Source organism: Streptomyces milbemycinicus, assembly GCF_002154605.1.
GTDB classification, from domain to species: domain Bacteria; phylum Actinomycetota; class Actinomycetes; order Streptomycetales; family Streptomycetaceae; genus Streptomyces; species Streptomyces milbemycinicus.
In genome coordinates this window covers 1-12,077 of the sequence record NZ_MUNE01000496.1, presented here as the reverse complement: position 1 = coordinate 12,077, position 12,077 = coordinate 1, and the positions used below count along the sequence as shown (strand labels likewise).

General features: G+C 70.9%; 10 protein-coding genes. 6 read left to right on the top strand and 4 right to left on the bottom strand.

Annotated features, from left to right (window positions below; translation table 11 throughout):
* Positions 1 to 369 precede the first annotated feature (369 nt).
* The gene (locus tag CCN51_RS35260) at positions 370 to 852 is read right to left on the bottom strand and encodes a CarD family transcriptional regulator (protein WP_003953493.1); all 483 of its coding nucleotides are present in this window, start codon (positions 850 to 852) and stop codon (positions 370 to 372) included.
* A 648-nt stretch (positions 853 to 1,500) separates the two neighbouring features.
* Here CCN51_RS35260 and CCN51_RS35250 point away from each other — a divergent pair.
* The gene (locus CCN51_RS35250; protein WP_014177579.1) at positions 1,501 to 2,205 is read left to right on the top strand and encodes a hypothetical protein; all 705 of its coding nucleotides are present in this window, start codon (positions 1,501 to 1,503) and stop codon (positions 2,203 to 2,205) included.
* Between the two features lie 81 nt (positions 2,206 to 2,286).
* Here the strand turns inward: CCN51_RS35250 and phoP are convergent, their stop codons facing one another.
* Positions 2,287 to 2,967, bottom strand: a complete 681-nt coding sequence (gene phoP, locus CCN51_RS35245; protein WP_014177580.1) for a two-component system response regulator PhoP — start codon at positions 2,965 to 2,967, stop codon at positions 2,287 to 2,289.
* Positions 2,964 to 4,253 (bottom strand): two-component system sensor histidine kinase PhoR, encoded by a 1,290-nt coding sequence (phoR, locus tag CCN51_RS35240; RefSeq protein ID WP_014177581.1) that lies wholly within the window; start codon positions 4,251 to 4,253, stop codon positions 2,964 to 2,966. Before phoR ends, phoP begins: the two co-directional genes overlap by 4 nt.
* Before the next feature lie 211 nt (positions 4,254 to 4,464).
* Here phoR and phoU point away from each other — a divergent pair, with 211 nt between their 5' ends.
* From phoU to CCN51_RS35225, 3 genes are all read left to right on the top strand, one after another.
* A complete protein-coding gene (gene phoU, locus CCN51_RS35235) occupies positions 4,465 to 5,142 on the top strand; it encodes a phosphate signaling complex protein PhoU (protein WP_014177582.1) in 678 nt (225 codons plus the stop codon).
* Positions 5,143 to 5,695: 553 nt separating this feature from the next.
* Positions 5,696 to 7,852, top strand: a complete 2,157-nt coding sequence (locus CCN51_RS35230; protein WP_245881734.1) for a sensor histidine kinase — start codon at positions 5,696 to 5,698, stop codon at positions 7,850 to 7,852.
* Between the two features lie 59 nt (positions 7,853 to 7,911).
* A complete protein-coding gene (locus tag CCN51_RS35225; protein ID WP_319637652.1) occupies positions 7,912 to 8,862 on the top strand; it encodes a haloalkane dehalogenase in 951 nt (316 codons plus the stop codon).
* A 25-nt stretch (positions 8,863 to 8,887) separates the two neighbouring features.
* Here the strand turns inward: CCN51_RS35225 and CCN51_RS35220 are convergent, their stop codons facing one another.
* Entirely contained in the window at positions 8,888 to 9,496 is a 609-nt protein-coding gene (locus CCN51_RS35220) for a response regulator transcription factor (protein WP_014177585.1), read from the bottom strand.
* A gap of 111 nt (positions 9,497 to 9,607) precedes the next feature.
* Here CCN51_RS35220 and CCN51_RS35215 point away from each other — a divergent pair, with 111 nt between their 5' ends.
* Positions 9,608 to 10,339 carry an ABC transporter ATP-binding protein gene (locus CCN51_RS35215; protein WP_055413965.1) on the top strand — a complete coding sequence of 244 codons (732 nt, stop codon included), beginning with the start codon at positions 9,608 to 9,610 and terminating at the stop codon, positions 10,337 to 10,339.
* Positions 10,339 to 12,077: ABC transporter permease (locus tag CCN51_RS35210; RefSeq protein ID WP_107426139.1), on the top strand; the 1,739-nt coding region annotated here is incomplete at its 3' end. The genes CCN51_RS35215 and CCN51_RS35210, both read left to right, overlap by 1 nt.

Here is a 12,077-nt window from a genome sequence, read left to right as displayed (position 1 = left end):
GGGCTCTCGCTGTCCCCGGGATTCGCGGACTGCCCTGAGACGGACATTGAGTTGGCGTTCAGGTTTGCTTCCTCGACCGAAATGGGTATGGCCACAGCGTGCCGGGCGCGATGCCCCGACCAGCCCCTTCCGTGACGACTGGTCGAGCCAGCTGCCCGGGCCCGGCACACCAACACCGTCGGCCACCGTCGGCGCGGAGCCGGCAGGCGGTCGGCCGGAGCGCCGGCCGTGGTGACCCGGGGTGACAGTGGGCCGGACTTCAGGGCACTTCAGGGCACCGGAATCCTCGGCGACACCGGTATGCGCACATGCCGCAGCGCCCGGCGACAGACTGTGTCTGAATCACTCGGGCACCGCGGCATCTATGTGTCAGGACGCGAGGACCTCGTCGAGCAGGGCCTCGGCCTTGTCCTCGTTGGTGTTCTCAGCGAGGGCGAGCTCACTCACCAGGATCTGGCGTGCCTTGGCAAGCATGCGCTTCTCACCGGCGGAGAGTCCGCGCTCCCGCTCTCGGCGCCACAGGTCGCGCACCACTTCGGCGACCTTGATAACGTCGCCGGAGGCGAGCTTCTCGAGATTTGCCTTGTAGCGACGGGACCAGTTCGTCGGCTCTTCGGCGTACGGTGCGCGCAGCACCTCGAAGACCCGGTCCAGCCCGTCCTGGCCAACCACATCACGCACACCGACGAACTCCGCATTGTCCGCCGGCACACGAACCGTCAGGTCACCCTGAGCGACCTTCAGCACCAAGTAGGTCTTGTCCACGCCTTTGATCTGGCGAGTTTCGATGGCCTCGATCAGCGCGGCCCCGTGATGGGGATAGACCACGGTGTCGCCAACCTTGAACGTCATGTGACAGGTACCCCTTCCGTGGCTATCCAGGGTAACACGGGAACGCCTTCTTCTGAATGGCGTTTTCGCAGGTCAGGGCATATCTCGGGGCTTGACAACAGCGGGCGGAACGTGCTGGGCGGGGCCTGCGGAACCGGGTATTCGCAGGTGAGAGTGGCTGCACGGGCGTAGTGAAACCCGCACGTTACACCCCCCAACAACCCCTCACGAGTGACCTTACGTCCCGTTTTGCCGGAGTCCAGTCGAAGGACTTCCGCTACTCCGTTCGGGCCTGGAGCGAGTGATCCCATCGTCTTTCCCGAATTGATCACGCCAGAGTGGATCAGGGGTGGATCAAGAGTGGATCAAGAGTGCTGATCAATTCTCGGACGTCCACACATTCCTTACCGATAATCGCTCCTTCCATCACCGGACCGATATTCACCGCGTACATCGGACACGCACGTCAGAAGTGGATCCGAGAAGCCGAAGATCGCATCGGGCCGCGTCCTTGGCCACCGCCTCTCCGCGGCCCCGGGCGGTGCCCCGCGCGGTGCGACGGGCAGGCATGGGCAACCCCGGGTGGGTCGGGTGCGGCCCCGGACGGGGGGATCGGTAACCTAAGCCCGCTGATCCAACTTTTACCTAGCCCTAGGAGATGCCGCCGCCGTGAGCAGCAGCCTTCGACGCGGCGCCCTCGCCGCCGCCGCCCTCGTGGTCTCGGTCGCCTCGCTCTCCGCCTGCGCGGCCGGGGACAACGCGCAGACGCTGCAGGTCAAGCCGGACAACGCCGCGACATCCATCGGCGATATCAAGATCCAGAACGCCACCATCGTGACCCAGCCGGACCGCAAGGCGAAGGGCCCGGCCGTCATCACGGCCAAGATCTTCAACAACGGCGGGGACAACCAGACCCTCAAGGCCATCACCCTCCCCGGGACCAGCACCAAGGTGAAGCTGTCCCCGGCCAAGGGCAGCGGCGCGGTCATCGTCCCGGCCGGCGGCTCGGTGCTCCTCGGCGGCAAGGGCAACCCCTCCGCGGTCATCGAGAACGGGCGCGAGGCCCCCAGGAACGGCGACGCGCAGTCGATCGTCTTCGACCTCAGCAAGACGGGCGATGTGCCGATCACGGCGTTCGTGGTCCCGGCGACGCACTACTTCGAGGACTGGGGCCCGTCGCAGATGCCGACCTCGACCCCGACCACCACGGCGCCCACCACCCCGGCCGGCGAGCAGACCGGCACCAAGAAGCCGGGCTCCACGGCGTCCGGCAGCGCCACGGCGACCAACAAGCCGTCCGGCGCCGCGGAGAACGAGAGCGGCACGCCGGCCAACGGCATCGCCTCGGGCGAACCGACCCCGACGGGCCACTGACCCGACGGCACCGGCAGCAACCACTGCGAGGGCCCTGGAAGTCGCTTCCAGGGCCCTCGCAGTGAAAGTGAAACGATCGGCTTACGGCTCGAACTTGTAGCCCAGACCGCGCACCGTCACCAGATAACGCGGCGCCCCGGGGTCGGGCTCGATCTTCGCGCGCAGCCGCTTCACATGAACGTCCAGCGTCTTCGTGTCGCCCACGTAATCCGCGCCCCAGACGCGGTCGATCAGCTGCATCCGGGTCAGCACCCGGCCCGCGTTGCGCAGCAACATCTCCAGCAGGTCGAACTCCTTCAGCGGGAGGTCCACCTTGCCGCCGCCGACCGTGACCACGTGCCGGTCGACGTCCATCCGTACCGGCCCGGCCTCCAGCGCGGCCGGGGAGACCTCCTCCGGCTCGCCGCGGCGGCGCAGTACGGCCCGGATGCGGGCCACCAGCTCGCGCGAGGAGAAGGGCTTGGTCACATAGTCGTCGGCTCCTATCTCCAGGCCGACGACCTTGTCGATCTCGCTGTCCTTGGCGGTCACCATGATCACCGGGACGTTGGAGCGGCCGCGCAGCTGACGGCACACCTCCGTGCCGGGGAGGCCCGGCAGCATCAGGTCGAGCAGCACCAGATCGGCACCGTTGCGCTCGAACTCGTCGAGCCCCTCGGGTCCCGTTGCCGCGATCGCGACCTCGAATCCCTCCTTACGGAGCATGTACGACAGCGCGTCGCTGAACGATTCCTCGTCCTCGACGACCAGAACTCGGGTCACGGAAGGACCTCCGGGGCAGAAAGGGGTTCACAGGAATTGGTCTCGTACGGCCGGTCCTGGTCCTCTCCATCGAGGTCAGCGTTGGTCTCGTACGGCTCGCGCGACGAGCGGTCGCGGTCTCGGTCGCGGTCGCGCACCGAGCCGGCTTCCGGCAGTCGCAGGGTGAAGGTGGAGCCCTGTCCCTCGGCGCTCCACACCGTGACCTCCCCGCCGTGCGAGGCGGCCACATGCTTGACGATGGCGAGCCCGAGCCCGGTCCCGCCGGTCTGTCGCGAGCGTGCCGGGTCCACCCGGTAGAAGCGCTCGAAGATCCGCTCGCGGTCTTTCTCCGAGATGCCGATGCCCTGGTCGGTGACGGCGAGCTCGATCTGATCGCCGCCGGTGGCAGGGATACGGCGGGCCGCGATGCCGACCCGGGTGCGGGCCGGGCTGTAGTTGACGGCGTTCTCCACGAGGTTGCCGAGCGCGGCGGCCAGCTGGCCGCGGTTGCCCCATACGTGCAGATCGGCGGTGCCGCCGGTGGCCATGGTGATCTGTTTGGTGCCCGCCTGGTGGCGGCACCGGTCGATGGCCTCGGCGACCAGCTCGTCGACGCGGACCGGCTCCGCGTCCTCCAGGGGGTCGTCGTTCTGCACCCGCGACAGGTCGATGAGCTCCTGGACCAGGCTGGTCAGCCGGGTCGCCTCGATCTGCATCCGGCCGGCGAAGCGGGTGACCGCCTCGGGGTCGTCGGAGGCGTCCATGACGGCCTCGGACAGCAGCGACAGCGCGCCGACGGGGGTCTTGAGCTCATGGCTGACGTTCGCGACGAAGTCGCGCCGTACGGCCTCGATCCGGCGGGCCTCGGTGAGGTCCTCCACCAGCAGGAGCACCAGGCGGGAGCCCAGCGGGGCGACTCTGGCCGACACCGCGAGGGCTTCGCCGCGGCCCGTGCCGCGCCGGGGCAGGTCCAGTTCGATCTGGCGGATCTCGCCGTCCCGCCGGGTGTCGCGGGCCATCTGCAGCATCGGCTCGACGGCCAGCTTCCCGCCGCGGACCAGCCCGAGCGCGTACGCCGCGGAGCTGGCCTTGACCACGGCGTCCGCCTCGTCGAGGACGACGGCCGAAGAGCGCAGGACGGAGAGCACGGTGTCCACGCCTGGCGGCAGCACAGCGTCCGTGTGCAGTGAGGAGCGCGTAGGCTTCGCCTGTTCGCGTTCGCTCCAGCGGAACGCCAGCATGGCGATGACGCCGGTGCACAGCCCGGCGAGCGCCGCCAGTGCGGCGATCGCCGCGTTCACGTTCATGCATCCAGGTTATGCGGGGCACGAGACAGCTCCACAGCCCCAGACGGGCACCCGTGGGGAGACGTTTCCCAGAGTTCACCGGGGAGTCAGTGGCGGTTCACTCCGGATGCCGGAACCCGACGCGTTCCGGCCGGAACGTGGAAGCCTGGGGGGCGGCGAGTGACGAGTCCGCCGAGAGTCAGCAGCGAAAGACAGCGAGAGAGGGTCACTGATGCGGGACGCGTACCACGAGGAACTCGATTCGATCGGGGACGGCCTCGTCGACATGGCCAGGTTGGTCGGCTCCGCCATCGGACGGGCCACCACGGCGATACTCGACGCTGACCTCAAGCTCGCCGAGAGCGTCATCGCCGCAGATGAGAAGGTCGACGGCCTGCAGCGCGACCTGGAGGCGCGGGCGATCGCGCTGCTGGCCCGGCAGCAGCCGGTGGCCACGGATCTGCGGATAGTGGTGACCAGCCTGCGGATGAGCGCCGACCTCGAGCGGTCCGGTGACCTCGCCCAGCACGTCGCCAAGCTCGCCCGGCTCCGCTTCCCGGACTCGGCCGTTCCGCGTGACTTGAACGCGACCATCCTGGAGATGGGCCAGCTGGCGCAGCGGCTGATGGCCAAGGCCGCCGAGGTGATCATCACCAAGGACGTCGACCTCGCGCTCCAGCTGGAGGAGGACGACGACGCGATGGACCTGCTGCACCGCACCCTCTTCCAGCACCTGATGGACGACCGCTGGAAGCACGGCATAGAGACGGCCGTCGATGTGACGCTGCTGGGCCGCTACTACGAGCGGTTCGCCGACCACGCGGTCTCGGTCGCCAAGCGCGTGGTGTACCTGGTCACCGGGGAGCACGCCGACGAGCTCGCGCAGGCGGAGGCCACCGAGGGGGCGTGAGGGCGGCCGGCGCACGCCCGATGCGCCGGGCGTGCGCTCGCCATGTGGTCGGCGCGCGTGCATCCGCGCGCCGTCCATGCGCCGCTGCGGCTGGTAGCCGAACCGGCACCATAGGCAGGGCGGGTGTGACCTCCCAAGGAGGCGACTCGTGACTCCTCCCCCTCCCGAGGGAGGGGGCTTCTCACTCGGCCGCCGTGGCGACCTCATGACGGCCAAGCCCTGACCGGTGCCGAAGGGCACGCTACGGACTGTAGCGAATTGGTGGCGCTCCGCGCCCGCGAGTCCAGGAGGAAAGCGAATGGCGGACTTCCCCAACCCCACTTCCCAACAGCGGCCGGCCGCCGAACACCGTCCGCCGCTGCCCATCCTGGGCGCCTGCGGCTGCGGTTCCAGCTGCTCCTGCGGCTGCCAGTCAGGCGGCTCCTGCTCATGTGGCGGCAGCTGCGGCTGACGCATTCGCCTCACCTTGAAGGGCCTTCGACCGACGTCCGGTCGAAGGCCCTTCAAGGTTTAGGATCTTGGGCATCTGGGCGCGGCTGGCGGGGGAGGTCTGGTGTCCGGTCCGGCGCGAGCTGTCACCGTCGTGGTGCTGGCCGCCTTCGCGACCGTCTACCTCGTCGGCGGGTCGTTCCTCGCGCCCGTCGTGTTCGGCATCCAACTGCTCCGTCTGCTCCACGTGCCGCCCTTGCCGCGGCGGTGGCACCCCGTATGGCCATGGCTGCTCGCCGTACAAGGAGCCGCTTGTTATGCGGCGGTGTACACCACCGGCACCTCCGTCGGGATCCTCGGCTTTCTCGGCGGCTCGCTCCTGCTGACCCCGGTGTGGCCGTTGGCCGTACCGGTCGCCGTCGGCGCGGTGCTCCGCGGGCCCGTGGACTCGGCCGTCAGCATGGTGCTGATGAGCCTGGTGATCTACGGACTCACCCGGCTCACGGAGCGGGCCGACGAGCTCCACGCAGCCCGGCTGAGCCTGACAGCGGCCGCGGTCGCCGAGGAGCGGCTGCGGATCGCCGGTGAGCTGAGCGACGGCCTCGGGCGCGGGCTCGCCGAGATCACCACGGGCGTACGGGCGGCCCTGGCCAAGCCGGAGCGTGCCGAGCGGCTGCTCGCCGACGTCACCCGCTCGGCGCGTGACTGCCTCGCCGACGCCCGGCGCTCCGCGGCGTCCTACCGCTCCATGTCGCTGGCGCCCGAGGTGACGGCGGCGCGGGCGATGCTGACCGCGGCCGAAGTCCCGGTGGAGGTGCGTACCGGGCACACCGAACCCCTCGGCCCCGCGGGCGCGCTGCTCGCGGGCGTACTGCGCGCGGCCGTGACCGACACCGTCCGGCAGGGCGCGGCGACCGGCTGCCTGATCGAGACCGCCGCCGAGCGGGGACGGATCCGGCTGCGCGTCGTCAGCGACGGGGCGCGGACGGCGGATGACGAGAGCCTGGGCGATCTGCCCGACCGGATCGCCGATGCGGGTGGCACCCTGACGACCGGGCTGACCCGCGAGGGGCGGCAGGTCGTGGAGGCCACGCTTCCGGACGTGCCGCGGCCCCGGGAGCCTGCCGACGACCGGCACGCCCGCGCGCTCTCCCTCACCCTGCTCATCACCGTGCTGGTCGGCTTCTCCCTCAAGGCGCTGCTGATGGTGCCTGGCAGCCGGGTCCTGCCGGCTGCCGCCTGTCTGGCCGTGGTGATCGCGCTGCAGGTCCGTTCGGTGCGCGGCCGGCACATGGTGGCGCTCGCGGTGATGGCGCTGTTCACGTATCTGCCGATCCTCGCGTTCGGCCGCGCCTGGCTGGGGGTCGCCGGGTTCCTCGCCGGGCCGCTGCTGCTCGCGTTCCGCCGGGCCGTGGCCTGGCCGCTGGTCGGGGGTGTGACGGCGAGCGTCGCGCTCATCGGGCCGCGGCTGGGCATGCCGCTCGCGATGACGGTCAACTACACCGTCAGCACCGTGGTCACCGGGCTGGTCGTCTACGGACTGCTGCGCCTCGACCAGATCGTGAACGAACTCAAGGAGGCGCAGCGGCGGCTGGCCCGCTCGGCGGTGGTCGAGGAACGCCTGCGCGCGGCCCGTGACCTGCACGACCTGCTCGGCCACAGTCTGGCCGGGATGCTGCTGACCTGCGAACTGGCGCGCAGACTGCCACCCGAGCAGGCCCGTACGCAGCTCACGAGCGTCCTGGCCATGGCCGAGCGCGGCGAGGCCGATCTGCGGGCGGCCTCCGGTGGCGCGGGCAGTATGTCGCTGACCGCGGAGGCCGCCTCGGTGCGCTCGGTGCTGACCGCCGCGGGCGTCTCGGCCGAGGTGTCCCTGGCCGTTCGCGGTGCGCACGACGGCCTGGGCGGCCTGGGCGGCGTCGGCGGCATCGACGGCCTCGGCGGCCTCGGCGGCCTCGGCGGCCTCGGCGGCCTCGGGGCCGAGGCGGAGACCGCGCTGAGCGCGGTGCTGCGGGAGGCGGTGACCAATGTGCTGCGGCACAGCGACGCCCGCTCCTGCACGATCTCGACGGCCTCCGAGGACGGCGGCGTACGGCTGGTCGTACGCAATGACGGCGCGCGCGGTACGGGCGGCCGGCCGGGGTCGTCGGGCATCGGGAATCTGACGACCCGGCTGGCGGCGCTGGACGGGACGTTGACCGTGGGCGCGGGTGGCGACGGCTGGTTCGAACTGGCCGCGTGGGTGCCGTACGAGGCCGGGCTGGTCGGCGGAACTTCGTAGCAGCCGGGCTGCTTTGGATCGCGCGGCCGCGGATTCAGCAGCCACAAGATTTGGTAGCCATGGACATAGTAGCCATGTACAGTAACTGCCGTGCGCGACGCGACGCACCGAAAAGGGCCGACGCGACCTCTCGGACGAAAGGACCAATCGACATGCCTGAGACACGTGTTCTCGACTCGACCATGTACTACGAGGAGTCGGGCGACGGGACGGCCTTCGTGTTCCTCCACGGGAACCCCAGCTCCTCCCACCTGTGGCGCAACGTCACATCAGGCGTCGGCCGCGGGCGGCTCCTGGCCCCGGATCTGATCGGGATGGGCCGGTCCGGAAAGCCGGACATCCCCTACCAGTTCGCCGACCACGCCCGCTATCTCGACGCCTGGTTCGACGCGCTCGACCTGGACCGGGTGGTCCTCATCGGTCACGACTGGGGCGGCGCGCTCGCGTTCGACTGGGCGGCCAGACACCCCGAACGGGTGCTCGGCCTGGCCTTCCTGGAGAGCATCGTGAAGCCGATGGCCTGGGAAGACCTGTCCGCGCAGGCACGTAAGCGCTCCGAGGCGATCCGTACCCCCGGCACGGGCGAGGAAATGGTGCTCGACCAGAACCTCTTCGTGCGCCAGGCGTTCACCGGAGGCGTGCTCACCCCGGTGGCCGCCGGGGAACTGGCCACCTACCTCGCCCCCTTCCCCACCCCCGACAGCCGACGGCCCGTCCTGGCGTGGGCCCGCCAGATGCCCCTGGGCGGCGACCCGGCAGAACTCGTCGCCCGTATCGAGGCGTACGACGCCTGGCTCGCGAAGAGCGATGACGTCCCCAAGCTGCTCATGACCTTCGAAGGCTCACCGACCCTGCTGATCGGCCCCGACATGGCCCGCTGGTGCGCCGAGCACATCGCCGCCCTGGAGACCGTCCACTGCGGAGCGGCCGGGCATCACGCCCCCGAGGACCGCCCGGCCGAGATCGCCGGCGCGATCTCCTCCTGGGCGGACCAGCACGGGCTGCGCTGACCCGGTATCCGGATACCTGGGATACCTAGATCCAGCCCGCCTCCGTCGCGATACGGACGGCGTCCGTGCGATTGCGGGCGTTGAGCTTGGTGACGATGGCGGTGAGGTAGTTGCGTACCGTCCCCGCCGTCAGATGCACCTGCGCCGCGATCTCCGTGGCCTCCGCGCCCTGCGCCACCAGCCGCAGCACCTCGACCTCGCGGGGGGTGAGCGGGTTGTCGGCCAGGTCCCACGCGGTGACCGCGAGCGAGGCGTCGAGCACGCGCTCGCCCACCGCCACTTTACGGATCGCGCTGACGAGGTCGTCCGGCGGCGCCGTCTTCAGCACGAACCCGTCCACCCGCGCGCCGAGCGCCCGGCGCAGATGCCCCGGCTTGCCGTACGCGGTGAGCATCAACACCCGGCAGCCGGGCACCTTCTCACGCACTACGGCCGCCGCCTCCAGCCCGTCCATCGTCCCCGGCATATCGATGTCGAGCACGGCGATGTCCGGCTCGTAGACCCTGGCCGCGTCCACGGCCGCGGTGCCGGAGTCGACGGTTGCGACGACCTCGATGTCCTCCTCGAGGCCGAGCAGCGCCGCCAGCGCCTCCCTGATGATGTGCTGATCCTCCGCCAGAAGCACCCGTATCACGCGGCCAGGTATACCAGCTGAGCTGCGGACAGTCCGGATCATGACGAGGTCATGGGTCGGACATGATCAGGTCCATGGTCCGCATCGTGCCTGGCCAGCAGGGTTGAAGCCATGGCAGACACAGTGCGGTTGGACGCAGTCAGCAGGGTTTACGGCAAGGGCCAAGGGGCCGTCGCCGCGCTCCGCGAGGTATCGGTGAACATCGCCCAGGGCACTTTCACGGCGGTGATGGGCCCCTCCGGATCGGGCAAGAGCACCTTCCTGCACTGCGCCGCCGGCCTCGACACCCCCACCTCCGGCACGGTCCGGCTGGGGGACACGGACCTGACCGGGATGGACGAGACGAAGCTGACCCGACTGCGGCGGCAGCGGGTCGGGTTCGTCTTCCAGGCGTTCAACCTCATCTCGTCGCTCACCGTGCTGGAGAACATCACCCTGCCACTGCGGCTGGCCGGGGCCCGCCCGGACAAGGCGTGGCTGGGCGAGATCGTGCGACGCGTGGGACTTGAGGGGCGTACGGACCGCCGCCCGGCCCAGCTCTCCGGCGGCCAGCAGCAGCGCGTCGCGCTCGCCCGCGCGCTGGCCACCCGCCCCGAGGTGATCTTCGGCGACGAGCCGACCGGAGCGCTCGACACGATGACCGCCCGCGACGTCCTGACCCTGCTGCGGGAGACCGTCGACGACATGGGTCAGACGGTGGTCATGGTCACCCACGACCCGGTGGCGGCCTCGTACGCGGACACCGTCCTCTTCCTGGCCGACGGCCGCATCGTCGACGTGATGGGCGCCCCGACCTCCGACAAGATCGCCGAGCGGATGACCCGGCTGGGAGCGTGGAACTGATGGCCGTGCTGACCCTCGCACTCAAGACGCTGCGACACCGCAAAGCCGCCTTCGCGGGCGCGTTCGTCACCCTGCTGTGCGCCGCCGCGCTCGTCACCGCCTGCGGGATGCTGCTGGAGACCGGGCTGCGGGGCCGGGTCGCACCCGAGCGTTACGCGGGCGCCCCGGTGCTGGTGGCCGGTGACCAGTACGTACACCAGACGATCCACAAGTCCAACGGCAAGACGAAGCACAAGGCGAAGCCGATCGCCGAACGCGCCTGGATACCGGCGTCGTTGACGCAGCGGCTGCGCCGGTCCCCGGGCGTACGCGAGGTGGTCGCCGAGGTGACCTTCCCCGTGTCCACCCCCGTGTCCGCCAAGACCGGCCCGGCCCAGGGCCACGGCTGGGACTCGGCGGCGCTCACCCCCTTCACCCTGGCCTCCGGCCACGCCCCCAAGGCCGCCGACGAGGTGGTCGTCGACGCCCGCTCCGGTGCCTCAGGTGCCCGCGTGGGTGCCCGGCTGCCCGTTCTGACCTCGGCGGGCCCCGCCACGTACCGGGTGTCGGGCATCACCCGGCAGGCCCTGCCCAGCCAGGACACACTCTTCTTCGCCCCGGCCGAAGCACGGCGACTGGCGGGCCGCCCCGGCCAGGTCAGCGCGATCGGCGTCTTCCCGAAGACGGGGGAACGGCCGGACCTGACCGCCGCCCTGCGCGGCACCAAGGCGCTGGAGTACACCGGGGACGACCGCGGCGCCGTGGAATTCCTCGACGCGGAGCAGGCGCGGGTAAAGCTCATCAGCCTGGGCGGAGCGCTCGGCGGCACCTCGCTCCTGGTCGCCGTCCTCGTCGTGGCGGGCACCTTCGCGCTCTCCGTCCAGCAGCGGCAGCGGGAGATCGCCCTGCTGCGCGCCGTCGCGGCCACCCCGAAGCAGCTACGCCGGCTGCTGGCCGGCGAGGCACTGGTGACCGCCGTCGCCGCGGGCCTCCTCGGCTCCGCCGTCGGCATCGGTCTTGGCTTCTGGCTGCGGTCCCGGTTCGTGGCCCTGGGCGCCGTACCGGAACATCTGCCCCTCGTGGTCAGCCCCTTCCCCGCCTTCGCCGCACTGCTCGCCACCGCGCTGGCCGCCTGGGCCGCCGCCCGCCTCTCCGCCCGCCGGGCCGCCCGGGTACGCCCGGTGGAAGCGCTGGGCGAGGCCGCGCTGCCGACCGCGCGGCTGCCCTGGGTCCGGCTGGTGGCCGGTCTCCTCGCCACCGCCGCAGGGGTCACCCTCACCCTCGTACTGTCCACGCTGTCCACCGAGGCGGCCTCCGGCCCGGTGGTGCTGCTCACCGCCCTGGTGTGGACCATCGCGGTGTCCCTCCTCGGCCCCCTCCTGGCCCGCGCCGCGGTCGCCCTGCTCGCCCTGCCGCTGCGCGCCTCCCGCGTCGGCGGCCACCTGGCCGCGGCCAACCTGCGGGCCGGCTCCCGCCGGCTGGCCTCCATCGTCACCCCGCTATGCCTGCTCACCGCCCTGACCTGCACCATCCTGTTCAGCCAGACCACAATGAGCCACGCCGCCCAGCGCGAGGCCACCTCCGGCAACCACGCCGACTACGTCCTCGGCCCCCGCGTCCCCACCTCCCTCGCGAAGTCCCTGCGTGACCGGCCCGGTGTCGAGGCCGGCGGGGGTTACCGCCTGCGCTCCGTACTTGGTCAGGCCGACCCGTACCGAGGTGTGCAGGACTTCGGTGACGGCCTCGACACCGGGCCGGT

Bases quoted from the DNA above. Each gene is read 5' to 3' on its own strand.
- CCN51_RS35260 (WP_003953493.1), bottom strand. From the start codon at position 852: ATGACGTTCAAGGTTGGCGACACCGTGGTCTATCCCCATCACGGGGCC.
- phoU (WP_014177582.1), top strand. From the start codon at position 4,465: ATGCGGGACGCGTACCACGAGGAACTCGATTCGATCGGGGACGGCCTC.
- CCN51_RS35225 (WP_319637652.1), top strand. From the start codon at position 7,912: ATGGACATAGTAGCCATGTACAGTAACTGCCGTGCGCGACGCGACGCA.
- CCN51_RS35215 (WP_055413965.1), top strand. From the start codon at position 9,608: ATGGCAGACACAGTGCGGTTGGACGCAGTCAGCAGGGTTTACGGCAAG.
- phoR (WP_014177581.1), bottom strand. From the start codon at position 4,253: ATGAACGTGAACGCGGCGATCGCCGCACTGGCGGCGCTCGCCGGGCTG.